The organism is Paramylibacter kogurei (assembly GCF_002742285.1).
Taxonomy (GTDB): Bacteria; Pseudomonadota; Alphaproteobacteria; order Rhodobacterales; family Rhodobacteraceae; genus Amylibacter; species Amylibacter kogurei.
The window spans coordinates 251,869-275,494 of the sequence record NZ_MDGM01000012.1; the positions used below are offsets into that span (position 1 = coordinate 251,869).

Consider the following 23,626-nt stretch of genomic DNA (forward strand, 5'->3'; position numbering starts at 1 on the left):
CGAGCGATGAACCGTATTGTGAAAACAGTTATCTTTGCGCTCGGCGTTATGTCTGTGACGCCACCGCTGTTCGCCGAAGGTGAAACCGATTTGGTTGTCACCCAACCCACCACCCCGATCAGCACCGAACGGGGCATGGCGGCGTGGGATCGCATTTATGCGGTGGCCAGCCATCCGCGCTGTGCCAATTGCCATGTTGATGCGCGCAACATTCCGATCTGGACGGATGATGCAACGGGTATGGATCGCGTGCACGGGATGCATATCAACGCTGGCGAGAGCCGATTGGGCGCCGAAGGTTTGATGTGCGCAACGTGTCATATGACTTCAACGCGCCCCAACACCATTGAACACGCGCCACCCCATGCAGGGATTCCATGGCAGCTCGCCCCAGTGGAATTTTTATGGCACGGGCAAAGCAGTGTGAATATTTGCGAACAGATGCGCAACGCAGATCGCAACGGCGGGCGTGATGGTGCGGGATTGGTTGAACATATCCTGCATGATGTATCGCTTGGCGGATTTATCGCATGGGGGTTCAATCCCGGTGCAGGGCGCGAACCCGCACCTGGCACATTGCAAGAGCATTTAGATGATATGATCACATGGACAGCCGCCGGCATGCCATGCCCCAATGATTAAGGAAAACACATGAGCGCAGGAATCGCAGGTGCCGTTTTAATATTTGTCGCCATTTGGCATTTGACCGAATGGATGATGTCCCATCGTGACAAGGATACATTGGTATTGATCCCATTTGGGGTGCTTTATGCCATTTTGGGATATCTGATTGTAAACCTGATTGGCGGTAAGGTGGTTTTGGCCATCGCATTGATTTGTGTCAGCATAGGCATGACCGCCGCCATCACCGTGCGCAAAACATCCAGCGTGCGCCCTTGGGTGATGCGGGTGTTTATCCTGATCGATATGGTGATTATCACCTGTTTGATCTTGGCGTTGTTGGCGTAAATCAGAACCAGCAAAAAAATCTGTGAATTGGGCAAAATAATTCTTGAATAATTTTATATTTTAAATATTCATGAAATATGGAAATAGAACTGATAAATCGCCTGTCCGCATTAAGCCATCCACAACGCATGGCTGTGTTTCGCCTGTTAATGCGGCGTTGCCCTGATGAATTGCCCGCAGGTGAAATTGCCGATGCGTTGGGGTTCAAGGCAAGCACCGCATCGGTGTATCTGTCGGCATTAACAGGGGCAGGGTTAATCGCGCAGCGTCGTGATGGCACGCGGCTTCTTTATGCAATTAATTTGGACGCGGCCCAAGAATTGGTCGCAGGAATTTTCTTGGATTGTTGTCGTGGGCGTGCGGATATTTGCCCGCCCCAGCTTCAACATATTATTGGGAACATATCACCGATGACTGATCAGAAATTCAATGTTCTGTTTGTCTGTACGGGCAATTCCGCCCGCTCTATTTTTGCCGAAACGATTTTGCGCGATCATGCGGGGGATAAATTCAACGCCTATTCGGCGGGGACAATGCATCGATCCGAACTGAACCCTTTTGCGATCAAAATGTTAGCGCAAAAGGGCCATAGCGTGGATGATTTGCGGTCCAAAAACATCTCCGAATTTCAATCATCACAAGCACCGCGAATGGATTTCGTTTTCACCGTTTGCGACCGTGCGGCAAATGAGGAATGTCCAACATGGGCGGGTCAGCCCGTTTCGGGCCATTGGGGTGTGCCAGATCCGGTAAAGGTCACAGGAACCGATGCGCAAATCAGCCTTGCATTTCAAACCGCCTATGGCGCGATTTATAATCGGATAAGCGCATTCACATCACTGCCATTTGACACATTGGATCGCCAGTCGTTGCAAAAACGTGTCGATGAAATCGGTCAACAACCCGCTGAATAGGATTTGGATATTATGACAGTTTATGCGTTGAACGGCCTTGGCCGAATGGGGAAATTGGCGCTGCGCCCTTTGTTGGAACGGGGGGCAAAAATCGCGTTTATCAATGATGCGGTGGGTGATCCAGAAATGCATGCGCATTTGTTGGAATTTGATTCCGTGCACGGGCGTTGGGATGCCGAATTTGCCCATGATAGCGATGCGATCACAATTGATGGCACGCGTATTCCCGTGACATGTACGCGCGATTTGAATGATCTGCCCCTTGATGGGGTGGATGTGGTGATTGATTGCACGGGCGCGTTCAAAACAGAGGCGAAATTGGCGCCATATTTCGCGAAGGGCGTGAAAAAGGTTGTCGTTTCCGCCCCCGTCAAAGACGGGCCAACCGCCAATATCGTTTATGGTGTGAATGATGATGTTTATGATCCAAATACTCATCACATCATCACCGCCGCAAGCTGTACCACCAATTGTTTGGCGCCCTTGGTCAAGGTGTTGCACGAATCCATTGGGATTAAACACGGATCAATCACCACAATCCACGATGTGACCAATACGCAAACCATCATTGATCGCCCGGCCAAGGATTTGCGCCGTGCGCGATCAGCATTAACCAATCTGATCCCAACCACCACGGGGTCGGCCACGGCGATCACGCTGATCTATCCTGAACTCACGGGCAAATTGAACGGCCATGCGGTGCGTGTCCCGTTGTTAAACGCATCGATCACCGATTGTGTGTTTGAAATGGAGCGCGGCACAACCGTGGACGAGGTGAACGCATTGTTCGAAACCGCCGCCGCTGGCGCATTGAACGGGATATTAGGGTATGAAACCCGCCCGTTGGTATCATCCGATTACACCAATGATAAACGCAGCAGCATCATTGATGCGCCATCCACAATGGTGGTGAATGGCACGCAGGTGAAAATCTATGCTTGGTATGACAATGAATACGGCTATGCGCATCGTTTGGTGGATGTGGCAATGATGGTTGGCGGTGCGTTGTGACACGCGCGGGGGGGCTTGCGCCATTTATCACCGTCACTGCGGCCTATTGGGCGTTTATGCTGACCGATGGTGCGTTGCGCATGTTGGTGTTGCTGCATTTTCACACGCTTGGCTTTTCGCCCGTTCAACTGGCCTATCTGTTTGTTCTGTATGAAATTGCGGGGGTGATTACCAATCTGTCTGCGGGGTGGATCGCGGCACGGTTTGGTTTGACCGCAACGCTATACGCAGGGTTGGCGTTACAGGTTGTCGCGCTTTTGGCGCTGGCACAATTGAACCCTGCATGGGGCATCACCGCATCGGTGGTGTTTGTGATGATTATCCAAGGATTGTCGGGCGTTGCCAAAGATTTGGCAAAGATGAGCTCGAAAAGCGCAGTTAAAATCCTTGCCCCCACGGATGGCGGCGGATTGTTCCGCTGGGTTGCGGTTTTGACGGGATCAAAAAACGCGGTCAAGGGTGTTGGGTTTTTGCTCGGCGCATTGGTGCTGGCGCTGTTTGGGTTTGTGCCGGCAGTGTTAACGATGGCGGCGATCTTGGCGGTGATCTTGATCGCGGTGGTGATTGGCATGCCATCTGGTTTACCCGTGGGGCGCAAGGATGCGAAATTTTCCGAAGTGTTTTCCAAAAATCGCAACATCAATTGGTTAAGTGGTGCTCGGTTATTCCTGTTCGGGGCGCGTGATGTTTGGTTTGTGGTGGGCATTCCGATTTATTTTTACGCCGTGTTGTCCGACGGCAGCCATGATGGCAACCGCGCCGCATTTTTCATGATCGGATCATTCATGGCCGTTTGGACGATCCTGTATGGCATTGTCCAAGGATACGCCCCGCGCATTTTACGCGCAGCGCGGCGCACTGATGCGGATATGTTGTTACAGGCGAAACGCTGGGTTGCGCTGTTAATCATCACGCCCGCCATATTGGCCGCATTGGTGTGGGTTTTCCCCGAACCCTCAACGCCACTAACCATCACCATTGTGATCGGTTTGTTGATTTTTGGCGCGATTTTTGCGGTGAATTCATCGCTTCATTCCTTTTTGATCCTGCGCTTTACCGATGCAAAACGCGTCACGATGGATGTCGGGTTTTATTACATGTCCAACGCCGCAGGTCGATTGGTTGGCACGGTGTTATCGGGTGCGACATATCAATTGGGTGGCTTGCCATTATGTTTGGGGACAGCCGCCATTATGATCGCGATCAGTTGGCTTGCCACCGCGCAATTGCGGAGTAACCCCGCAACGCGATAGCGATTCAAAAAGTCAGTTTTGAAAAAATCAAAACTGTTTCATTTTGATTGACCCAAGGGGTGACTGTGTCTTGCTGTTAAAAACCAAATTTTTTGAACTTAAGGATTCCCAAGATGAAAGATCAGGCACGCGTCGTTGTTATTGGTGGCGGTATCGCGGGGTGTTCGGCGCTTTATCATCTGACCCAAGAGGGCTGGACAGATGTGATGCTGATCGAACGCGATGAATTGACATCGGGCACCACTTGGCATTCGGCGGCACAGGTCACAAATTTTGGCATGACGCAAACCATGGTGGGGTTGAAAACCCATTCGATCAATCTTTATCAAGAATTGCGCGACGATCCCGAATATCCTGTGGGCTATAATTATGGTGATGGGGGTATTCGCCTTGCCAATACCGCGGAACAGATGGATGGCTATCGCCATTTTGCATCCATGGCCGCAGGCATGGATGTGGAATTTGAGGTGATCGACGCCGCCGAATGCGCACGGCGCCACCCATTAATTTCAACGGACAACCTGTTGGGGGGGCTTTGGGACCCAACCGATGGGCATATTGATCCTGCGCAATTATGCCAAGCCTTGGCACGGCGTGCACGTCTGGCAGGGGCAGAGGTGAACCGCCACACGTCGGTGACGGGATTAACCCAACATCGCGATGACACATGGACCGTTCACACCGACAAGGGCGATGTGAAATGTGAAATTGTGGTCAATGCAGGTGGGTATCGCTGTAACGAAATTGGTGCGATGATGGGGGTGCAACACCCCGTTGCATCCATGGAACATCAGTATTTTTTGACCGAGGATATCCAAGGGATCGTTGATGCAGGCCACCGCATTCCATTGCTGCGCTGCCCGATCAGCGATTATTACTGTCGCCAAGAAAAAAATGGGCTTTTGCTTGGGTTTTATGAACAGGATTGCCGCACTTGGGGGATGGATGGGATTGACCCACATTTCACCAATGCGCTTTGTCCTGATGATTTGGATCGGGTGACGGATGTGTTAGAGGGCGCATTTGCCCGTATGCCCGCACTGATGGAAACCGGTATCCGCGAGGTGGTGAATGGCCCGATCACCTATACCATTGATGGCGCCCCGCTGGTGGGGCCAATCCCCAATAAACGCAATGCGTTTTGTATCATTGGCCTGCGCGCCGGGCTTGGCGAAGGTGGCGGGCATGGCTGGTTATTGGCGCAACAAATTGTGCATGGCGAGGCTGAATATGACACTTGGGTCATTGATCCGCGCCGTTTCACAGGCCATGCGAGCGTTGAGTTAACCGCGCTCAAGGCGATTGAGGATTACCAAAACGAATTTCGGTTTCATTTCCCCCATGAACACCGCCCCGCAGGGCGCCCGATGAAAACAACCCCGCTGACAAATGTGTTGCTGAGCGAGGGGGCGCATATGGGCACGGTGAATGGCTGGGAGCGCATTGATTATATCATGCCGACACCCGATTTCACCGAAACGCTGGGGTTTCGTTTTAACGAGGTGCACGATGTTGTCGCCGCAGAGGTGCAAAATGTTGCAACCAATGTCGGCCTGACCGAGGTTTCAGGTTTCAATCGGTTCGAACTTACCGGCAATGACGTTCACAGTTTCCTTGATCGGATGTTTTGTGGTGTGGTCACCAAACGCGCGGGGCGCGTTGGGCTTGGCTATCTGTTGAACGATCATGGAATGCTCAAGGGCGAGGCCACGATTGCCAATATCCCAGCATCGGATCGCGGTGAGAATCGCGTGTGGTATGGTTCTGCAGCGGCATCGGAATTTCACGATATGGATTGGCTGCAATCGCATCTGCGCGATGACGAAGATGTTGCGATAAAATCCCTGACCAACCAACAAACCATCCTGGTTCTGGCAGGGCCAAAGGCACGTGATGTTTTATCCGCCGCTGCGCGTGGGGATTGGTCACGCGATGCATTCCCGTGGTTATCCGTGCGCGAAGCGTTTATCGGCATCGCGCCCGCCACCGTGTTGGGGATTAGCTTTTCTGGTGAACTGGCCTATGAAATTCATATCCCCAATGAAAACCTGCATGCGGCCTATGCCGCGTTACGCAAGGCGGGTGCGGCGCATGGTTTGCAATTATTTGGCGGGCGTGCGGTTGATTCAATGCGTCTGGAAAAAGGGTTCTTGCATTGGAAGGCGGATATCCTGACGGAATTTGACCCGTTTGAAACGGGGCTTGATCGGTTTGTGAAAATGGACAAATCCGATTTTATTGGCAAAGCAGCGCTAGAAAAACGCGTGGCGGCGGGTATGCAGCGCAAATTGGTGACATTGGTTGTTGATACAAAAGATGCACCCGCACATGGTGGTGCGTCGGTGCGCAGTGATGGGCGGATCGTTGGCACGGTCACATCGGGTGATTGGGGGCATCGCACGAGGTTAAACCTTGCCTATGCGTTTGTGGACCCTGCGATTGGGGTTCCTGATACGCAAGTGACGGTTGATATCATCGGCGAACCCATTGCGGCACGTGTGATCGAAATGGGGCCATATGATCCAAGTTACGCGCGAATGCGGGCGTAATGCGATAATGAATATTGTCATCTGGAAAAGTGGTGCCCGGGGGCGGATTTGAACCACCGACACGAGGATTTTCAGTCCACTGCTCTACCCCTGAGCTACCCGGGCATGGGTTTTGGATGGTAACGTTTCATCCTTGGGTCGGCGCGTTTTAGGATAGGGATAAAGGGTGCGCAAGAGGAAATTTTATTTAATGCAATTTAGATTCATCAGGAATGGTATCTGATGACATTCCGTCACCTTCATCGCTTTCTTGTGCGGGGATGGCATAGGCCCCCGTCAGCCACTTTCCCAAGTCCAAATCGGCACAGCGTTTGGAACAAAATGGGCGGAATTTTTCGGTTTCGTCTTTGTCACAGATTGGGCAGGTCATAACAGCTCGTTCAATGGAATCCGTTCGCGTTTTCGTTGCAATTCATAATGCCCAAGAGGGGTCCAGCCGACAAGCGCTGTATCAATTCCATCGGCCTTAAATGCGCTGCGCAAAGCGTTTTCAAAGGCACGGCGATCCTTTTTCGGCATCGGGGCCAGATCCAGCACGATTTGCCCACCCAATCCACGCAATCGCAATTGACGCGGTAATTCACGTGCCACGGCCATATTGGCCTTGAGCCCTGCGGAAAGGGAAAAATCATTGCCCGTGTTCACATCCACAGCGACCAATGCGCTGGTGGGTTCGATAATCATCGATGCACCGGCGGGCAGGGGTGCGCGTGGTTTTTCCAGCGCATGAATATGATCCCAAACGCCCAGCGTTTCGAAACAATCATCGTCTTGGTGCACCGCATCGGGATCGGGGTTCACCCAATCGCGCCATGCTTTCGTGGCGGCATCAGGAGCGGCCAGCAACATTTCGGGTGCACCTGATGTTTCGCCCGTGATTCCCAATGCCAGATCGCGCATGGCGGTAATATCATCGGCAATGGCTTCATCAGCGACCAGTTCACATGATGATCGCAGGATGAGGCCGAAATTTTCGGGCACGCTGTCCAGCACCGAATGGGCGATTTCCAACAGACGTTCGCGTTCATCGTCATCACGAATGCGCCGCGCGATATTCAGACCCGGTGCATCGGGTGTGATGATGGCGTATCGGCTCTTGAATAACAGTTTTTGCACCACGGGCGCGGCCTTGCCAGATTCGGCGTGGGTTGCGACTTGAACCAACATGGTGGTGCCAGGTGAAATTCCCTTGGCATTGCGCAAAAATCCACGTTTGCCATGACCCAGATCAAGGATAATGCCGTTTTGCCCCTTCATGGGTTGTAATGATTTGGCGCGGTAAATTGATTCTGGCTGTGGGCCGTCGGATTTGGCGTCGATCAACAGATCATCCAACGTGCCATCCACCAACAATGCGGCGGCGCTGCGTCCATCAATGTGATCTATCGCGGCGATACGTCCGTTTTTCATGACATTTTGTTCCCATCAAATGCAATGGGATAGCCAGCCGCGGCCAGCATCCCAGCGGTTTCTGGCAATGGCAGACCAACAACATTGGTATATGATCCGTTGATCGCGGGGATAAATGCCGCACCGATCCCTTGGATCGCATATCCACCCGCCTTGCCCTGCCATTCGTTTGAACGGATGTAATCCGATATGTCGCGATCAGACAGGGTCTTGAATTGCACGGATGTTTGCACATCGCGCTGTTTTACACCGCCGTTTGTGCGTAATGCCATGGCGGTGATCACACGGTGACGCCGCCCTGATAACAGATTAAGATATTGCACCGCCTGTGCGGCATCAATTGGTTTGCCCAAAATGCGTCGCCCCACGGCGACAACCGTATCGGCACAAAGCACCATTTCATCGTCGCCAAGTGTGATGGCAGATGCTTTTTCCAGCGCTAGGCGGCGCGCATAAACGCGGGGCAATTCGGATTTTTGCGGGGTTTCGTCGATATCGGCGGGGCGAATATCAATCGGCACCACGCCAATCTGCGCGAGCAAATCGCGCCGGCGCGGGCTTGCTGATCCGAGAACCAGTTTCACCTGATTACTTGTAACGATAACTGATGCGACCCTTGGACAGGTCATAAGGTGTCATTTGCACCTGTACTTTATCGCCTGCCAAAACACGGATGCGGTTTTTACGCATCTTGCCTGCCATTGTTGCGATAATTTCATGGCCGTTTTCCAACTCTACCCGAAATGTCGCATTTGGCAGAAGCTCGTTTACGACACCATCGAATTCGAGAGGTTCTTCTTTAGCCATGAGGACTCCATAAGTTATTTTGGGCAATTTGCCCTTGCGTGGGTTACATGATGCCGATTGTCAGAAATATCAAGTAAAAAGGCAGTAAATAGCGCAATTTAGCGATCAAAGGCGGAAATTTAACACGTATTATTTGTAATGTTCACAGATAGGCGCAAATCCAAGCGCCAAACACATTTAAGGGCCGCCCAAAGGCAGCCCTCGTTTTTAAGCGTTGAGGCGTTGCTTACGAAGCGAATTTAACCATCAAGCCACGAACAGCGCCGCGAATGTCAGCGTCTTCGCCGCCGTGTAGGGCAATTGACAATTGATCAACTTGCGCGTCTGTCAATTGATCAACAACATCTGCTGAATAACCCAAAGACAAGATTTCTGATTTTGTCACATTGTCACCTGTTGTGGTGAATGCTGATGCAGTAACTGCTGTGAACAAAACGGCTGCAGCAGTTGTAAGAGATAGAGTAGTTTTCATAATAATAGTCCTTTGTATGTGAGGGAATTTGAAGGGAGGGGATTAGCTTGCGAATTTCACCATCAAGCCACGAACAGCGCCGCGAATGTCAGCGTCTTCGCCGCCGTGTAGGGCAATTGACAATTGGTCAACTTGAGCATCTGTCAATTGATCAACAACGTCTGCTGAATAACCCAATGACAAGATTTCTGATTTTGTCACATTGTCACCTGTTGTGGTGAATGCTGATGCAGAAATTGCTGTGAACAAAACGGCTGCGGCAGTTGTAAGAGATAGAGTAGTTTTCATAATAATAGTCCTTTGTATGTGCCAATCAGGGAGAAGATCAGCGGGTGGTTAATGTGTTTCGAACGATGCGTTTCGCTGTTCGATGAATTACATCTAGGCCGCCAATTCGCCGCTCTCAATTCACGAATTTGCTCACGGTTACGCACGGGTTTGTGACGCACGCATTGTCACGAAATTGCGAGCGTGTCGCCCATTTGGAAACAGTCAGTTTCATGCGCGCCAAGCCCTTTATGATAGGGTGATTGAACAGGGGTGAATCAGCGCCGCGAATTGCCCAAATTTGATCCAGAGTCGATTTTTTAAACCATGCGTATGTGCCAATTTCCGTCGCTCACACATGCGTGAATCTTTTGCGATGTGTTTGTGAATGGTTGAAATGAAATCTCACCGTCGCGTGTAAAATGTGTCAGCATAAACAATGGGTTCTGGCATGGTTTAGCGGTGAACCTTTGAGAAAATCGCACGATTTTTGGTGAATCGAATCGTTGATTTGGGTGAATCGTTTGGGGTGATTCAATAACTACTTGTAGAATCCGCACCTGATTTGCACACTATGCCCAGATATCCAAAGGAGAAGAACATGGATCAACACCTTACCGTCGTCGATCATCCGTTGATTCAGCATAAACTGAGCTATATGCGCAGTATCAAAACTCCCACCAATCAATTCCGTCAATTGCTGCGCGAAATTAGCCATCTGTTGGCATATGAAGTGACGCGCAATTTGGAAATGACCAGCAAACGCATCAAAACCCCGATGCAGGATTTGGATGCTCCGTTTGTTGCGGGCAAAAAAATGGCGCTGGTGTCGATTTTACGTGCGGGCAATGGGTTGCTGGATGGCGTGTTGGATTTGGTGCCATCAGCGCGTGTTGGTTTTGTTGGGCTGTATCGCGACGAAGAAACGCTGAAACCTGTGAAATACTATTTCAAAGTGCCAAAGCATTTGGACGAGCGTTTGGTGATTGCCGTTGATCCGATGTTGGCCACGGGCAATTCATCAGCCGCAGCGATTGATATGTTGAAAGAGGCAGGTGCGACCAACATTCGGTTTTTGTGCCTGTTGGCAGCACCCGAAGGCGTGGCCTTGATGAAAGAAAAACACCCCGATGTGCCGATTGTGACCGCATCATTGGATGAGCGTTTGAACGAAAACGGCTATATCCTGCCAGGGTTGGGCGATGCGGGTGATCGCATGTTTGGCACGAAATAAGTTTTAGGTGAAACGCGCCTTGATCCGCGCTTGGATATCATCGCGCACCGCGCGGTATTCATTCAGCTTTTCTTCGCGCGTTTCGCCCTTGATCGTGGGATCGTCGATATCCCAAAATTCAACTTCGACGGCGGAACCTTTGGTGTGCATACGCGCCGCATCCGCAGAATTTTGTGAACAGGCGATGATTAAATCGTAACTGTCCAGATCATCTCCCCAATCTTCCAGATCTTCGAATGATCGCACCTTGTGTTTGGTCAGCTCGACACCGATTTCTTGGCACACGGCAATGGCGAACCCGTCAATGTCTTTGTCGTTTTTAACGCCTGCGGATTGCACGAAAATAGATGTGCCCACATGTTGTTTTAACATGCCTTCGCCCATTGGGGATCGAATGGAATTATGATCGCAGCAAAACAAAACCGCGGATGGTTTGGATTGTGTCATGTGCCTATCCTTTGAATTGTAATACGCAGATCAAGGTGAACAGGCGGCGTGCGGTCATATCATCAACTGCGATTTTACCGTCAAGCCGTTCTTGGAGTTGTGACGCACCCTCGTTATGAATCCCGCGCCGCCCCATATCAATTGCTTCGATCTGGGCAGGGGGCAGGCTGGTGACCGCGTTGAAATAGCTTTCGCAAATGTCGAAATAATCACGGATCACTTGGCGCATGGGCGACAGGGACAGGTGAAACTCCGATGCGGGTTTGTCATCCTTGGTGGTGATGCGAAATACAAGGCGGCGTTCAACGATGCCCAGCACCAATTTATATGGCCCCTTTGGTGCATCATCAATTGTTAGCGTGAATTGATTGTCTTCCAACAAATCATAAATCGCAACGCGGCGTTCCTGTTCGGTTTCCGCCGTTGGTGGGGGCAGGCCCGCATCATCGAGCGTAATATCAATCAAGAATGAGGGATCAGCCATCGCGTGCCTCGTTCAATTGATCAAGACGCGCCCCAACAGACAGGCCATGCGCCTCCAAACTTTCGGATGTCGCCAATGTTTTGGCGGCGGGGCCAATGGCCGATAATGCGGCGGGGGTCATCATGGATAATGTTGTGCGTTTCATGAAATCCAGTACCGACAGGCCAGATGCAAATCGCGCGGATCGCGCGGTTGGTAAAACGTGGTTTGGCCCACCAACATAATCGCCAATCGCCTCTGGTGTCCACGCTCCGATAAATATCGCGCCCGCATGGCGGATTTTTTTTGCATAATTTTCAGCATCCGCCACACAGAGTTCCAGATGTTCGGGCGCAATACGATCCGACAGTGCCGCCGCTTGATCCAAATCTGCAACCGTTATGACCGCGCCGTAATCGGCCCAGCTGGGTCGTGCAATATCGCGCCGTTCCAATGTTTCCAGCCGCAATTCAACGGCCTCTGCAACGGCAACTCCAAAATCGGCATCATCGGTGATCAGGATGGATTGTGCGGATGCGTCATGTTCTGCTTGGCTAAGCAAATCAATCGCGATCCAATCGGGATTGTTGTTTTTATCTGCAATCACCAAAATTTCTGATGGCCCTGCGATCATATCAATGCCCACGCGCCCATAAACGCGCCGTTTGGCAGCGGCGACAAAGGCATTGCCAGGCCCTGTGATTGTATCAACCTTGGCGATTGTTTCTGTACCAAATGCCATCGCCGCAATCGCCTGTGCGCCACCGATGCGATAAACGGTTTCAACGCCCGACAGGCGCGCAGCCAATAAAACCAGCGGGTTCACCTTGCCATCGGGCGTGGGTGCACAAATCACCAGATTATCAACGCCCGCAACCTGTGCGGGGATCGCGTTCATCAACACCGATGATGGGTATGACGCCAAACCGCCGGGCACATATAAACCCGCGGCCTCTACCGCGCCCCAGCGCCAGCCAAGTTTTGCACCGGTTTCATCTGTCCACCATGCATCATCGGGCAATTGTTTTTCGTGATAGGCACGAATGCGTTTTGCCGCCAATTCCAATGCTGCGGCTTCATCCGCGGGGACGGTTGCGATTGCTGTGTCAATTTCTGCCGCACTAAACGCCAATGTTTCGGGGGTGAGGGTGAGGCGATCAAATTTCGCCGTCAACTCAATCACCGCCGCATCGCCGCGTGTTTGCACATCGTTTAAAATATCGGCAACGGCTGCGTCCACATCCACATCCGACTCGCGCTTTGACCCCAAAAAATCGCGAAAGCGTGTTTCGAAATCGGCGTCAGAACTATTTAAAAATACGGGCATCAAATTGCCTATGACAAATCGTGTTCAGGGGATTTTTTCGATGGCGCAACATATGGGCGGGTCACGTCTTTGAGCGTGGCTTGGATGGATTCAACATCCAATGCGATCATTCCATCGCCTGCCAAAATCAAGTTGATGCTGCCCGCGCCATCGCCGTCCGCCTCAAAATCAATCGACAGCAGGGAAATCACCTGATCTTTGTCCGACAGATCAATGCCATTGGATGCCACGGCCAAAACCGCATCAAACACCAATACGGTTTGCACGCGTTCAAAATCGCGCCCTTGTTTTTGCGCCTTGGTTTTATCTTCCCAGCGGAAACGGTTCAGCAACAGGCCAAAACGGTTTTCATCCGCTTTCCACGTGATTTCCGTGATCGGCAAAATGGCGTCTTGTACCAGCGTTGAAATGATCGCCAAATCTTCGCCATCTTTGGCGCGAAGTGCGATTGGCTGTTCGTCGCCATCTTCGAATTTTGCGTCTTGTTGGGTCATTTGTTCGATACTCGTTCAATTGAGGCGCCAATGCCAGAAAATTTTCGCACCACTTGTTCATAGCCACGATCAAGATGATACACACGAGAGACGATGGTCTCACCCTCTGCCGCCAATCCTGCAAGGATCAAGGACACAGATGCACGTAAATCCGTCGCCATCACCGGTGCACCGCGCAGTTTATCAACACCCGTCACCGTGGCCGTGCCGCCGTGCACTTCGATATTTGCACCCATACGCATCAATTCGGGTGCATGCATGAAGCGGTTTTCAAAAATATTCTCTTCCAGCACGGATTTCCCATCCGCCGTGCATAACAGCGCCATCATTTGCGCCTGTAAATCGGTGGGAAAACCGGGGAAGGGTTCGGTTGTTACATCCACCGCATGAATGCGCCCGTTTTTCGCGCTGACCTTTAGCCCCGCATCGGTTTGCGTGATATCCGCGCCTGCGATTTCCAGTTTTTGGCAAAATGCTTCGAGCAAATCACGTCGCCCACCCAGCAATTCAACCTCGCCCCCCGCAATCAGGGGCGCAAGCATATATGTGCCAAGCTCGATGCGATCGGTGACAACAGGGTGGGTTGCACCGTGCAATTTATCGACACCCTCAATCGTGATTTCAGGTGTGCCATCGCCGCTGATCTGTGCGCCCATCGCACGGAGCAAATCGGCCAGATCAACGATTTCAGGTTCACGCGCTGCGTTTTTCAAAACACTTGTGCCCTTGGCCAAAGTCGCTGCCATCAAAAAGTTTTCCGTTGCACCCACAGATGCAAATGGCATGTCATATGTGCCACCTTTCAACCCATTTGGTGCCTTGGCATGGACATAACCATCGCGCAGATCAAATTCTGCGCCCAATGACTCTAGCCCGCGCAGATGTAAATCAACGGGGCGCGCGCCAATGGCACAACCACCTGGCAATGACACAGATGCATGACCTGAACGCGCCAGCATTGGGCCCAGAACCAAAATGGACGCCCGCATTTTGCGAACAATGTCATAATGGGCGGTGTGATTGGTGATTTCTTTGGTATCCAAAACGATCAATTGACCGTCTTGCATGACCGCAACCTCGGTGCCCAAGGATTGCAATAATTCATTGGTTGTCGCGATATCGGACAGGCGGGGCACATTGGTTAATGTGATCGGGTCTTCGGTCAGCAATGTTGCGGGCATCAATGTGAGCGCGGCATTTTTTGCGCCCGCAATTGGAATTTGCCCATGCAACGCGCCGTTGCCTTTTACAATGATCGAATCCATTTTGCCTGTCCCTTATTCGTTTGTCGCATCGTCATCGGTGCGCACACGTGCCTGTGCCTTGCGTCGTTGCAGGTTCGCACGAAGCTGTTTTCGCAGCCTTTCTGCGCGTGCTTCTGCCTTGACCACCTTGGTGCTTTTGGGTTGTTCGTTATCTTTGTCGTCTTTGTTCATGAAAGGTCTTTACCCCAAGGTTTGGTCGGGGTCTAGATTGCCCTTGCACTATCGTTGAATTTCGCTAAAACCGCGCCAACTTACAGGTGATTATGTGAATCTGTGTCACAGTTTTCAGAATCACCCGCAAAATGTGATAGATCAAGCGCAAGCAAATGATCACAGGATGCTGCCGTAGCTCAGGGGTAGAGCACTCCCTTGGTAAGGGAGAGGTCGGAAGTTCAAATCTTCTCGGCAGCACCATTTAAACACTTGATAAATAAGTGTAAATTTTGAAAATTGGTGCTTTTGTGCGAATTTGATCCACTGCGCATTTTGCGCACTAAATTTTTTAGCGTTAAGTTGTTGGTTCTTTTGGTTTTTTTTACAATAAGTTTATTTTTGCTTAATCTGGATCGGTTGGGTAAATTTTGTGCTGGCGATCGTACCAAACAATTTGAAATTCTTGAAGTTTCCTAAATCCCCATAAGCGCAATTTGTTCCCTAATCTAAATCTGAATATCACATCCCCATCTAGTTCGATTTCCAAAAGTCTAAGTTGGGCTTCCTCACAAATTACGTCACAGTCCATATTGTGGTGCATTTTGTGACCAGTATCGGAGCTAAATTCATCTATTTCTTTCCAAGTTAGCTTTGACCATTCATCCAGTTTTGGTTTGATATTTTCTGCCCATTCGGCCTCTGTCCAATCGCGTTGGCATCCCCAACTCCACGAACATTCACGATCAGCATAATCGAGGCACCAACTCATATGCATCGCAAAAATAGAGTCGGGATTTTTATTCTTTCTAGGTTTCTTGATATTTTCTTGCACAACTGTAGTTACAAGCCGAGCGTTTTTCTCTGCTTTTTTCGCCGCTGCAATGTGTTTTCGCTCAGCCCGCGCCTGCCGCTTCGACTTCTGGTTCAATGGAAGAATAGTACTCTGAAATAGTTTCTAAATCTAATTGGGTATTTCGCCCTTGCTCAAAAGCTTCGCGCCAAGGTCGTTCCATATGGGTTAGGTCACTTAACCATTGAGCATCCTTGTCTCCATAAAAATTCAAAACAGAATCTATGTTTAGTTTTTGTTCAGGGCTCAACTTATCGGAATCTCCATCTGGAATTTCGCTAATTCTAAAGGTTCCTTTGTTCGCTACCCAAAGATCGCGAACTACTGGCCCATTATCCCACGCCTCGATTGGATCTATAAACAATACATCGTCAGCCCAAACAATTGTCCATGCTTGGGAATAGTAAACTAACTTTTGTAGTTTCATCGAGGTCATTGGCCCCGCTTGATCAATGATGTACTGTGCGACGTCTCTCGCTGACATATCTTCCACTCTGACAGGTTACTCCCGTCAGCCCTTCTGACAACTTTAACTAACTTTTTATATTATATATAAGTTATATAATATATATAGATCTTTCATGGTGAAATATCAATTGGCGTAATTTTGCGCTATAATGTGTAGAAATATTTAACAGGTTGCCAAAACTAGCAGTATTCATTTCTCAAGTTATCAATGTCCCCTTTGGTGCTTTCCACCAGCGCACTAATCCGCGCATAACTGCCCGAATTGCGCACCTTTGGAACCTTTGGTGCTTTTACATTTAGGCAGCATAAACAGGCAACAACAGCAATTTTCACCACTCAAAAAGCACCAAAAGCAACCACCCGAATACTTGGTAAGGGAGAGGTCGGAAGTTCAAATCTTCTCGGCAGCACCATTTAAACCAATTTGTGAACGGCGCGATAAATTCGCCATTCAGACGCCACTTTAGGTCGTTGCACTCCTTGAGGTTCTGAAATTCTGGGAAAAGCGGAATTGTTATCTTGACGAGGGAGTCATTAAGGAAATGGCTTGGTGTCGGCTATGCGGACAAATCTGCCGTTTAATTCTTACGTAAAATCACAACATTATAGATCAAGGATCAATTTGAGGGGTGCGATGCATGCAGGACGGCTCAACAGTTTGAATGTCGATAGATGTGGGATTTGAGCGATTAAAGCCCCGTCCTTAGCTCTAAATCTATGAAGCGAAGTGTTACCCCACCCAGAACTGATAGTCATTTCTAATGTAGCGTCTAGGATCTCACTAGTTATTTTCCTAGCCTGAGGGCAACAGCAAATCACCCTCTTGGGTCGATTGGTTGCGAAGACGTCCTCCCAGAATCTTTTCCCGACTTCTAATGCACCCCGACGCTGAGAGAGAGAAATACTCATCCACCGGTTGCTTCGAAAAGGTGCGACGGTTCCAGTAAGTATTTGCTTAGGTTGCAATTCTAATAGATCTGCCAATGCAAGAAATTGCGCCGTGATCGGGGATAACGTTGTGTATTTCTCTACTTCGTAGGAATTGCCACGTTCATCTGAAATACTGAAAAGGTCCGCACCATGTGGGGGACAGCCAGGGTTAAGAGACAAGAAAACAGTGTCAGAGTTTCCAATAGTTTCCCAAGGTCCATAAAGAATCTTGTAACCGTCATCAAAACCCAGCCTTTCAGCTTCGCTAGCTATCTGTTTATCCCAAAACTCGTAACTGAGCACGGCCGCCTCCATAGTAACTCATTGTTCCTCATTGCCAGTTATGCACTAAGAACAAGTTGCCAAAACTTATTGGACCGATGCATCACAAACAAGCATTGATTACGTTTCTTTGGGCTCAATCCGGACTTTCGATGAATGGCACGAGGTGGCGTCAGACAGGTCTGACGAAATTTATCCAGTGCAAACAATGATGGTTTTCATGCATAAGGATCAACTAAGACCGCCCGCCACACAATTTATACGTTCGGATGAACTGTGTTGTGTGGAAACATGGTTGATACGCATGACGCTTGCTTGTTAATGTTTTTGTATGTGTGGTGCGCAAATATCGGGACATATGACTTGGGCTGAAATTTACAGCATCCAACGCGCATTTCTTGAAAATTTTGAAATGATCGAAATGAATGCGCCACCTGCCGATCTTGGGTATAATATCCGACCAACGCAACAGGTGCGCATGGCAACGCTTGGCAATGGGGCATTTAACATGTCCACAGCGCGGTGGTGGTTTGTTCCAGACAGCTTTCATGGTGCGTCCAAAGATTGGAAAGCAACCACATTCAATGCCAGAATTGAAACCGCATCAGATAAGCCGACATTCAGCAAGGCATGGAAAAACCATCGCTGTGTGATCCCTGCAATCGGGTATTACGAATGGACGGGTGACAAGGGTAATAAACAGCCTTGGTTTATCGCACCAAAGATGAACGAGCCGTTTTTCTGGTTTGCCGGGCTTTATTCAGAACGCAAAGGCGAGGGGGCAAGTTGTACGATCTTAACCCGCCCCGCATTGAAGCAGATTGAACATATCCATGCGCGATCCCCTGTGATGTTGTCATGTTCAGATGTGCAATCTTGGTTAGAAAACGATCATGTGGATCGCGAGGTTCTTGGAACCACATTTGAAAATCGGATGCAGTTTCACACGGTTAAACCGATCAAACCCAAAGATGATGGTGAAAGTTTGATCGAACCCTATGATCCACCAGCACAAATGGGATTTGCGTTTTAAGGCGGTGTTGATCTGGCATGTTATGGGGCAATCGTTCACCTGTGTTGCTGATTTTTCCGATCAAAATGTAAATTTGGTGTGATTGGCAATTTTCGCACTTTTACACCCTTGCGCATTAAGCCTAGGGTCGGTGTTAAATTCGCAAGGAGAATATGATGAGCTATACCCCACCAAAAGTCTGGACTTGGGATGCCGAAAGCGGCGGAAAATTTGCCAGTATCAATCGCCCGATTTCTGGCCCGACACATGACAAGGAATTGCAAACGGGTAAACACCCATTACAGCTTTATTCGCTGGCCACGCCAAATGGTGTGAAGGTGACCGTGATGCTCGAAGAGCTGTTGGCCGCAGGGCACACAGGTGCCGAATATGATGCTTGGTTGATCAACATCCAAGAGGGCGATCAATTCGGAAGCGGTTTCGTTGACGTAAACCCAAATTCAAAAATCCCAGCCTTGTTTGACACGACAACAGGCAGCCGCGTTTTTGAAAGTGGCGCGATCTTGTTGTATTTGGCAGAAAAATTTGATGCATTCCTGCCAAAAAACCCCGCCGCACGCACAGAGGCGTTGAATTGGTTATTCTGGCTGCAAGGGTCAGCACCTTATTTGGGTGGTGGGTTTGGTCATTTTTATGCCTATGCCCCGGAAAAATTCGAATATGCGATCAATCGTTTCACGATGGAGGCAAAACGCCAAATGGATGTGTTGGATCGCAATCTGGCGGATCGTCAATTTTTGGGCGGTGATGAATATTCGATTGCCGATATTGCCACTGCGCCGTGGTATGGCGCGGTTGCCAAAGGCACGGTTTATGATGCCGCTGAATTTTTGGATACAAGCAGTTATAAAAACCTGAACCGCTGGGCGGACGAGGTTTTTGCACGCCCTGCATATCAGCGCGGAAAAATGGTGAATCGTGGTTGGGGCGAACCATCCGAACAATTGCACGAACGCCACGACGCCAGCGATTTTGATACCAAAACCCAAGATAAAATCGAAACCGCGGCGCAATAATTAAGGAAATACAAAACGGGGCGGTGTGAATTGGCATGGATGCCATTTGATGCCGCCCCAGATTTTGAACCGATTGCGAAATGATGGGTTTTAAAACGAAACAAGGGTTGCAACGATTGTTGCAACCCTTTGTTTTATTTGGAGCGGGCGAGGCGATTCGAACGCCCGACCCTAACCTTGGCAAGGTTATGCTCTACCCCTGAGCTACGCCCGCTTCCATGTGTGAGGCTTGTTTCATCCCCTTGGGTAAGGGGCGTTATAAGCATACAGCCGCGACTCGCAAGGGGAAAAACACGCTTTTGCAAAAAATTTTCATCTCTTGCTGATTTTGGCCATTTCTGGCCTAACAGGGGCAAGCAGAAAGGAAATATCATGGGATTGAATGTGTTTTTATCAGGCGAAATCCATACGGATTGGCGCAACGAAATTGAAACAGGCTGCACCAAGGCTGGGGTGGATGCGACATTTACATCTGCTGTCACCGATCACGATGCATCGGATGATTGTGGGCCTGCGATCATGGGGGCGGAATCGGATAAATTCTGGCATGATCACAAATCGGCCAAGTTGAATGCGATGCGCATTCGCAAGGGCATCGGGGATGCGGATATTGTTGTGGTGCGCTTTGGCGATAAATACAAACAGTGGAACGCAGCCTTTGATGCAGGCTATGCCGCCGCACTGGGTAAATCATTGATTGTGATCCACGGGCCTGATCATCAACATGCGTTAAAAGAAGTGGACGCCGCCGCATTGGCCGTATGCGAACACCCAACGCAGGTTGTTGATATGCTGCGCTATATTTCAAACGGCACATTGCCCGCATAACAGCACAAACGCCCCGCAACGTATACGCGTTGCGGGGTTTGTTCATGTGTCATGCAATTGATGCAGTAACATAAATATTTGGGCGGGCCCGCCAAGCGGTTCGTATCTTTCGGGGTGTTAATCCGAAATGCCAAAGGTTTTTAACCTTGCTCACCAGTGAAATTCAGCAGATTTGCAATGGGGATGTCAGCCCCGCAAACCAAGAACCACAATTTTGACGTCAACGATGTTATAGCGCAGATGATTTAGCAATCCGTAACCCCTGCGTTCGCTGATCTTGGCAATTGCGCATGGCGTATGGGATGTATTTAATACCCGCAACACATGGGGGGATATATGGCTGGTTTTCAGATTACCGATTGGGATGATGCCTATGAAAATTCGGGGCATATTGTTGATAGTGCGCTGATCCGCGAAACATGGGCAGGCGATGCAGCGGCATTTCGCGCCAATGTGGCATGCGAATTGGATGTTCCATATAGCGCGGCATTTGGCGCCACGGATCGCGCAAAATACGATGTGTTTTTTCCCAAACAAACGCCCAAAGGATTGTTTGTCTTTGTCCATGGTGGATATTGGCAAGCCACGGATAAATCCGTCTGGTCGCATTTGGCACAAGGTGCGGTTGATGCGGGATGGGTGGCGGTTTTGCCATCGTATGATCTGTGCCCTGATGTATCCGTTGCGACCATTATAAAAATGGTTGGGGCGGCGATTGATCATGCGGGTGGGCAATATGGTGGGCCCATTGTGTTGGCAGGGCATTCGGCAGGGGGTCATTTGGTGGCATCCATGTGCCAAACGGATGCGCCCATTGCGCCCGATATCGCCAAACGTATTCGCCATGTGGTGCCGATTTCGGGGCTGTTTGATTTACGTCCAATGTTGAAAACCAAAATCAACGATGCGCTGGGCTTGGATATGCGCGGCGCCATTGAAAGCAGCCCAGCATTGAAAATACCGCGCAAGGATGCGCGTATCACCGCTTGGGTGGGCGGGGGTGAGCGTTCGGAGTTTTTACGCCAAAACGCATTGATCGCAAATGTCTGGCGCGGGCTTGGGATCTGGAGCGATGAAATCGTGGAACCAGATCGACACCATTTTAATGTGATTGATGGGCTGCGCGATCAAAACTCTGCCTTGATGCAAACCATCCTACGCCCATTTTAATTTATCGGAGAACACCGTGAAAAAAGATCAGTTTCAAATCCCAGAGGGTGTGATTTACATGGATGGCAATTCGCTGGGGCCATTGCCAAAATCCGTGCCCACGCGCCTGTCGCAAACCGTTCACGATGAATGGGGTGCGATGTTGATCAAAGGTTGGAACGATGCGGGTTGGATGGATATGCCAACGCGATTGGGGGATCGGATTGGTGCCATGTTGGGTTGCGCCAATGGTAGCGTGGTGTTGGGCGATACCCTGTCGATCAAGGTGTATCAGGCATTGGCAGCGGCGCTCAACCTGAACCCCGATCGCCGTGTTGTATTATCCGACAATGGCAATTTCCCGTCTGATTTATACATGGCGCAAGGGTTGTTAAATACGCTGAATCGCGGGCATGAATTGCGCGTGGTGGACCCTGATAAAGTGTTGGAACATATCACATCTGATGTGGCGGTGTTGATGTTAACCCATATCGATTATCGCAGCGGGCGCATGCATGACATGATGGCGCTGACCAAGGCCGCACAGGATTCGGGCGTGGTGGTGATCTGGGATCTGGCGCATTCGGCGGGGGCGGTTCCCGTTGATATGGGGGCAAGTGGCGCAGAATTTGCGGTTGGTTGTACCTATAAATATCTGAACGGTGGACCGGGGGCGCCTGCGTTTATCTATGTACGCCCCGATTTGATTGACCGCATTGATCCGTCATTGTCAGGATGGCTTGGCCATGATGCGCCATTTGCGTTTGAATTGGGGTATCGCCCTGCGGGTGGGATTGATCGGATGCGCGTTGGCACACCACCAATTTTACAAATGGCGGCACTGGATGCCGCGCTTGATGTGTGGGAAGGGGTTTCAATGGATGAATTGCGCAACAATTCCATTGCATTATCAGAGCGATTTATCAGTGGTGTTGAACAACACTGCCCCACTTTAACATTGGCCAGCCCGCGTGATCCGCAACTGCGCGGATCGCAAGTGTCGTTTCAATGTGAAAACGGATATGCAGTGATGCAAGCCTTGATCCACCACGGTGTGATCGGCGATTTTCGTGCACCTGATCTGATCCGATTTGGGTTCACGCCACTGTATTTAGATAGCGGCGATATTGATCAAGCGGTGGATATATTGGCGCGGATCATGCGCGATGATCTGTGGCAAGACGCGAAATTTCAAACACGATCCGCCGTGACCTGAGACGCACCATCACGTTTGGCCGCGCCTGCGTCTACGGCGATATCGTAATCTTCGCTATGGACAACAATGCTGTCATCCGTGACGAAAATAATGCCATAGGCCGCTGGTTCTTCCACCGATAGGGATGGATCACACACATCCGTGACCATCGGCATCTGATGGCAGGTGCTTTTGAACATGGAAAAGCTCTGTCCCTGTGTGGTGCCTGATATTGTACGATGCACATGGCCTGCGAAAAAATGCGCGACATTGGGGAAACGGTTTAATAAGGCAAGCAATTCATCGCCATTGCGCATACGGATCATGTCCATGCCCGGAAACCCGATGTCATGGGGCGGGTGATGCAGGAATAACAACACCCGCGCATCCCCCGCATCAATCAATTGCTGTTCCAGCCAAGCCAGACGTGCAGGGCATAAAAAACCTGCATGTCCCATCAAGCTGTCCAATGAACGATCAACCGTATCAAGCGTGATAATCACATCATCGCCAATGGTTTGCACCGATTGGATAAACCCATCGGGGCCTTGGGGTGCATCGGGGAATGCGGCCAAAAACGGTTCGCGTTCATCGTGATTGCCAATCAATAATGTGATCGGGATCGGGTATCCATCAATTGCGGTTTTTAGTGCCTGATATTGCGCTGGTGTGCCTGCATGGGTCAGGTCACCCGTTAAAAATAACGCCTTGGCATCTGGGTGGGTTTTGGCGGCGTGATCTAGGGCGCGTTGAAACTGATCCAACGGATCAAGCCCAATAATCGTTTCCCCTGCATCGCACAGGTGAATATCCGTCATGACCAAGATTTTATGCATCACA

27 protein-coding genes and 3 tRNA genes are annotated in these 23,626 nt (G+C 50.2%); 13 read left to right on the forward strand and 17 right to left on the reverse strand.

Annotated elements, in window-relative coordinates:
- Nucleotides 1–6 precede the first annotated feature (6 nt).
- The 6 genes from BFP76_RS06655 to BFP76_RS06680 all read left to right on the forward strand — a co-directional run bounded on the left by BFP76_RS06655 (nucleotide 7) and on the right by BFP76_RS06680 (nucleotide 6,696).
- Nucleotides 7–642 carry a hypothetical protein gene (locus BFP76_RS06655; protein WP_099592390.1) on the forward strand — a complete coding sequence of 212 codons (636 nt, stop codon included), beginning with the start codon at nucleotides 7–9 and terminating at the stop codon, nucleotides 640–642.
- A gap of 9 nt (nucleotides 643–651) precedes the next feature.
- Nucleotides 652–969 carry a hypothetical protein gene (locus BFP76_RS06660; protein WP_099592391.1) on the forward strand — a complete coding sequence of 106 codons (318 nt, stop codon included), beginning with the start codon at nucleotides 652–654 and terminating at the stop codon, nucleotides 967–969.
- A 77-nt stretch (nucleotides 970–1,046) separates the two neighbouring features.
- Nucleotides 1,047–1,883 (forward strand): metalloregulator ArsR/SmtB family transcription factor, encoded by an 837-nt coding sequence (locus BFP76_RS06665; RefSeq protein WP_099592392.1) that lies wholly within the window; start codon nucleotides 1,047–1,049, stop codon nucleotides 1,881–1,883.
- Nucleotides 1,884–1,895: 12 nt separating this feature from the next.
- Entirely contained in the window at nucleotides 1,896–2,894 is a 999-nt protein-coding gene (locus BFP76_RS06670) for an ArsJ-associated glyceraldehyde-3-phosphate dehydrogenase (protein ID WP_099592393.1), read from the forward strand.
- The gene (gene arsJ, locus BFP76_RS06675) at nucleotides 2,891–4,147 is read left to right on the forward strand and encodes an organoarsenical effux MFS transporter ArsJ (protein WP_133117400.1); all 1,257 of its coding nucleotides are present in this window, start codon (nucleotides 2,891–2,893) and stop codon (nucleotides 4,145–4,147) included. Before BFP76_RS06670 ends, arsJ begins: the two co-directional genes overlap by 4 nt.
- A gap of 113 nt (nucleotides 4,148–4,260) precedes the next feature.
- Nucleotides 4,261–6,696, forward strand: a complete 2,436-nt coding sequence (locus BFP76_RS06680) for a GcvT family protein (protein ID WP_099592394.1) — start codon at nucleotides 4,261–4,263, stop codon at nucleotides 6,694–6,696.
- Nucleotides 6,697–6,726: 30 nt separating this feature from the next.
- Here BFP76_RS06680 and BFP76_RS06685 read toward each other — a convergent pair.
- The 7 genes from BFP76_RS06685 to BFP76_RS06715 all read right to left on the reverse strand — a co-directional run bounded on the left by BFP76_RS06685 (nucleotide 6,727) and on the right by BFP76_RS06715 (nucleotide 9,673).
- Nucleotides 6,727–6,801 (reverse strand) — tRNA-Phe (locus BFP76_RS06685).
- 82 nt (nucleotides 6,802–6,883) lie between these two features.
- A complete protein-coding gene (locus tag BFP76_RS06690) occupies nucleotides 6,884–7,066 on the reverse strand; it encodes a DNA gyrase inhibitor YacG (RefSeq protein WP_099592395.1) in 183 nt (60 codons plus the stop codon).
- Entirely contained in the window at nucleotides 7,063–8,106 is a 1,044-nt protein-coding gene (locus BFP76_RS06695) for a ribonuclease E/G (RefSeq protein ID WP_099592396.1), read from the reverse strand. Before BFP76_RS06695 ends, BFP76_RS06690 begins: the two co-directional genes overlap by 4 nt.
- Entirely contained in the window at nucleotides 8,103–8,690 is a 588-nt protein-coding gene (locus BFP76_RS06700) for a Maf family protein (protein ID WP_205661387.1), read from the reverse strand. Before BFP76_RS06700 ends, BFP76_RS06695 begins: the two co-directional genes overlap by 4 nt.
- Before the next feature lie 4 nt (nucleotides 8,691–8,694).
- Nucleotides 8,695–8,913, reverse strand: coding sequence for a translation initiation factor IF-1 (infA, locus tag BFP76_RS06705; RefSeq protein ID WP_099592398.1), 219 nt, complete (start codon nucleotides 8,911–8,913; stop codon nucleotides 8,695–8,697).
- Nucleotides 8,914–9,139: 226 nt separating this feature from the next.
- Nucleotides 9,140–9,385, reverse strand: coding sequence for a hypothetical protein (locus BFP76_RS06710; protein ID WP_133117401.1), 246 nt, complete (start codon nucleotides 9,383–9,385; stop codon nucleotides 9,140–9,142).
- A gap of 42 nt (nucleotides 9,386–9,427) precedes the next feature.
- On the reverse strand, nucleotides 9,428–9,673 hold the full coding sequence (locus BFP76_RS06715) for a hypothetical protein (RefSeq protein WP_099592400.1): 246 nt from the start codon (nucleotides 9,671–9,673) through the stop codon (nucleotides 9,428–9,430).
- Between the two features lie 580 nt (nucleotides 9,674–10,253).
- On the opposite strand from BFP76_RS06715, the gene upp reads away from it, so the two are divergent.
- The gene (upp, locus tag BFP76_RS06720) at nucleotides 10,254–10,886 is read left to right on the forward strand and encodes a uracil phosphoribosyltransferase (RefSeq protein ID WP_099592401.1); all 633 of its coding nucleotides are present in this window, start codon (nucleotides 10,254–10,256) and stop codon (nucleotides 10,884–10,886) included.
- Nucleotides 10,887–10,889: 3 nt separating this feature from the next.
- Here the strand turns inward: upp and BFP76_RS06725 are convergent, their stop codons facing one another.
- From BFP76_RS06725 to BFP76_RS14640, 6 genes are read right to left on the reverse strand one after another with little or no spacing between them, the layout of a single operon-like run.
- Entirely contained in the window at nucleotides 10,890–11,333 is a 444-nt protein-coding gene (locus BFP76_RS06725; RefSeq protein WP_099592402.1) for an arsenate-mycothiol transferase ArsC, read from the reverse strand.
- 4 nt (nucleotides 11,334–11,337) lie between these two features.
- Entirely contained in the window at nucleotides 11,338–11,817 is a 480-nt protein-coding gene (locus BFP76_RS06730; protein ID WP_099592403.1) for a UPF0262 family protein, read from the reverse strand.
- Nucleotides 11,810–13,123 (reverse strand): histidinol dehydrogenase, encoded by a 1,314-nt coding sequence (gene hisD / locus BFP76_RS06735; protein WP_099592404.1) that lies wholly within the window; start codon nucleotides 13,121–13,123, stop codon nucleotides 11,810–11,812. Before hisD ends, BFP76_RS06730 begins: the two co-directional genes overlap by 8 nt.
- A gap of 8 nt (nucleotides 13,124–13,131) precedes the next feature.
- Nucleotides 13,132–13,617, reverse strand: coding sequence for a DUF2948 family protein (locus BFP76_RS06740; RefSeq protein ID WP_099592405.1), 486 nt, complete (start codon nucleotides 13,615–13,617; stop codon nucleotides 13,132–13,134).
- On the reverse strand, nucleotides 13,614–14,882 hold the full coding sequence (murA, locus tag BFP76_RS06745) for a UDP-N-acetylglucosamine 1-carboxyvinyltransferase (RefSeq protein WP_099592406.1): 1,269 nt from the start codon (nucleotides 14,880–14,882) through the stop codon (nucleotides 13,614–13,616). Before murA ends, BFP76_RS06740 begins: the two co-directional genes overlap by 4 nt.
- Nucleotides 14,883–14,894: 12 nt before the next feature.
- Entirely contained in the window at nucleotides 14,895–15,053 is a 159-nt protein-coding gene (locus BFP76_RS14640; RefSeq protein ID WP_165775674.1) for a hypothetical protein, read from the reverse strand.
- A gap of 168 nt (nucleotides 15,054–15,221) precedes the next feature.
- Between BFP76_RS14640 and BFP76_RS06750 the strand changes: the two genes are divergently transcribed.
- Nucleotides 15,222–15,296 (forward strand) — tRNA-Thr (locus BFP76_RS06750).
- Nucleotides 15,297–15,438: 142 nt separating this feature from the next.
- Here BFP76_RS06750 and BFP76_RS14580 read toward each other — a convergent pair.
- Entirely contained in the window at nucleotides 15,439–15,963 is a 525-nt protein-coding gene (locus tag BFP76_RS14580; RefSeq protein ID WP_133117402.1) for a hypothetical protein, read from the reverse strand.
- Nucleotides 15,929–16,321 (reverse strand): Panacea domain-containing protein, encoded by a 393-nt coding sequence (locus tag BFP76_RS06755; RefSeq protein WP_205661388.1) that lies wholly within the window; start codon nucleotides 16,319–16,321, stop codon nucleotides 15,929–15,931. The genes BFP76_RS14580 and BFP76_RS06755 overlap by 35 nt, the downstream gene beginning before the upstream one ends.
- A 1,602-nt stretch (nucleotides 16,322–17,923) precedes the next feature.
- Between BFP76_RS06755 and BFP76_RS06765 the strand changes: the two genes are divergently transcribed.
- Nucleotides 17,924–18,598: an SOS response-associated peptidase gene (locus BFP76_RS06765; protein ID WP_240513997.1), complete on the forward strand. Its 675-nt coding sequence runs from the start codon at nucleotides 17,924–17,926 to the stop codon at nucleotides 18,596–18,598.
- A 155-nt stretch (nucleotides 18,599–18,753) separates the two neighbouring features.
- The gene (gene yghU / locus BFP76_RS06770; RefSeq protein ID WP_099593951.1) at nucleotides 18,754–19,614 is read left to right on the forward strand and encodes a glutathione-dependent disulfide-bond oxidoreductase; all 861 of its coding nucleotides are present in this window, start codon (nucleotides 18,754–18,756) and stop codon (nucleotides 19,612–19,614) included.
- A gap of 139 nt (nucleotides 19,615–19,753) precedes the next feature.
- Here the strand turns inward: yghU and BFP76_RS06775 are convergent.
- A tRNA-Gly gene (locus BFP76_RS06775) sits at nucleotides 19,754–19,828 on the reverse strand.
- A gap of 158 nt (nucleotides 19,829–19,986) precedes the next feature.
- Between BFP76_RS06775 and BFP76_RS06780 the strand changes: the two genes are divergently transcribed.
- The 3 genes from BFP76_RS06780 to kynU all read left to right on the forward strand — a co-directional run bounded on the left by BFP76_RS06780 (nucleotide 19,987) and on the right by kynU (nucleotide 22,807).
- A complete protein-coding gene (locus BFP76_RS06780; protein WP_099592410.1) occupies nucleotides 19,987–20,442 on the forward strand; it encodes a YtoQ family protein in 456 nt (151 codons plus the stop codon).
- 336 nt (nucleotides 20,443–20,778) lie between these two features.
- A complete protein-coding gene (locus BFP76_RS06785) occupies nucleotides 20,779–21,612 on the forward strand; it encodes an alpha/beta hydrolase (protein WP_099593953.1) in 834 nt (277 codons plus the stop codon).
- Nucleotides 21,613–21,628: 16 nt separating this feature from the next.
- Nucleotides 21,629–22,807, forward strand: a complete 1,179-nt coding sequence (gene kynU / locus BFP76_RS06790) for a kynureninase (RefSeq protein WP_099592411.1) — start codon at nucleotides 21,629–21,631, stop codon at nucleotides 22,805–22,807.
- Here the strand turns inward: kynU and BFP76_RS06795 are convergent.
- Complete coding sequence (locus BFP76_RS06795; RefSeq protein WP_099592412.1) at nucleotides 22,783–23,622, reverse strand: phosphodiesterase; 840 nt, start codon at nucleotides 23,620–23,622, stop codon at nucleotides 22,783–22,785. The two genes, kynU and BFP76_RS06795, sit on opposite strands and share 25 nt — an antisense overlap.
- Nucleotides 23,623–23,626 lie beyond the last annotated feature (4 nt).

Bases quoted from the DNA above. Each gene is read 5' to 3' on its own strand.
- BFP76_RS06655 (WP_099592390.1), top strand. From the start codon at position 7: ATGAACCGTATTGTGAAAACAGTTATCTTTGCGCTCGGCGTTATGTCT.
- BFP76_RS06660 (WP_099592391.1), top strand. From the start codon at position 652: ATGAGCGCAGGAATCGCAGGTGCCGTTTTAATATTTGTCGCCATTTGG.
- BFP76_RS06665 (WP_099592392.1), top strand. From the start codon at position 1,047: ATGGAAATAGAACTGATAAATCGCCTGTCCGCATTAAGCCATCCACAA.
- BFP76_RS06670 (WP_099592393.1), top strand. From the start codon at position 1,896: ATGACAGTTTATGCGTTGAACGGCCTTGGCCGAATGGGGAAATTGGCG.
- BFP76_RS06680 (WP_099592394.1), top strand. From the start codon at position 4,261: ATGAAAGATCAGGCACGCGTCGTTGTTATTGGTGGCGGTATCGCGGGG.
- BFP76_RS06690 (WP_099592395.1), bottom strand. From the start codon at position 7,066: ATGACCTGCCCAATCTGTGACAAAGACGAAACCGAAAAATTCCGCCCA.
- BFP76_RS06695 (WP_099592396.1), bottom strand. From the start codon at position 8,106: ATGAAAAACGGACGTATCGCCGCGATAGATCACATTGATGGACGCAGC.
- infA (WP_099592398.1), bottom strand. From the start codon at position 8,913: ATGGCTAAAGAAGAACCTCTCGAATTCGATGGTGTCGTAAACGAGCTT.
- BFP76_RS06710 (WP_133117401.1), bottom strand. From the start codon at position 9,385: ATGAAAACTACTCTATCTCTTACAACTGCTGCAGCCGTTTTGTTCACA.
- BFP76_RS06715 (WP_099592400.1), bottom strand. From the start codon at position 9,673: ATGAAAACTACTCTATCTCTTACAACTGCCGCAGCCGTTTTGTTCACA.
- upp (WP_099592401.1), top strand. From the start codon at position 10,254: ATGGATCAACACCTTACCGTCGTCGATCATCCGTTGATTCAGCATAAA.
- BFP76_RS06725 (WP_099592402.1), bottom strand. From the start codon at position 11,333: ATGACACAATCCAAACCATCCGCGGTTTTGTTTTGCTGCGATCATAAT.
- BFP76_RS06730 (WP_099592403.1), bottom strand. From the start codon at position 11,817: ATGGCTGATCCCTCATTCTTGATTGATATTACGCTCGATGATGCGGGC.
- hisD (WP_099592404.1), bottom strand. From the start codon at position 13,123: ATGCCCGTATTTTTAAATAGTTCTGACGCCGATTTCGAAACACGCTTT.
- BFP76_RS06740 (WP_099592405.1), bottom strand. From the start codon at position 13,617: ATGACCCAACAAGACGCAAAATTCGAAGATGGCGACGAACAGCCAATC.
- murA (WP_099592406.1), bottom strand. From the start codon at position 14,882: ATGGATTCGATCATTGTAAAAGGCAACGGCGCGTTGCATGGGCAAATT.
- BFP76_RS14640 (WP_165775674.1), bottom strand. From the start codon at position 15,053: ATGAACAAAGACGACAAAGATAACGAACAACCCAAAAGCACCAAGGTG.
- BFP76_RS06755 (WP_205661388.1), bottom strand. From the start codon at position 16,321: ATGACCTCGATGAAACTACAAAAGTTAGTTTACTATTCCCAAGCATGG.
- BFP76_RS06765 (WP_240513997.1), top strand. From the start codon at position 17,924: ATGACTTGGGCTGAAATTTACAGCATCCAACGCGCATTTCTTGAAAAT.
- yghU (WP_099593951.1), top strand. From the start codon at position 18,754: ATGAGCTATACCCCACCAAAAGTCTGGACTTGGGATGCCGAAAGCGGC.
- BFP76_RS06780 (WP_099592410.1), top strand. From the start codon at position 19,987: ATGGGATTGAATGTGTTTTTATCAGGCGAAATCCATACGGATTGGCGC.
- BFP76_RS06785 (WP_099593953.1), top strand. From the start codon at position 20,779: ATGGCTGGTTTTCAGATTACCGATTGGGATGATGCCTATGAAAATTCG.
- BFP76_RS06795 (WP_099592412.1), bottom strand. From the start codon at position 23,622: ATGCATAAAATCTTGGTCATGACGGATATTCACCTGTGCGATGCAGGG.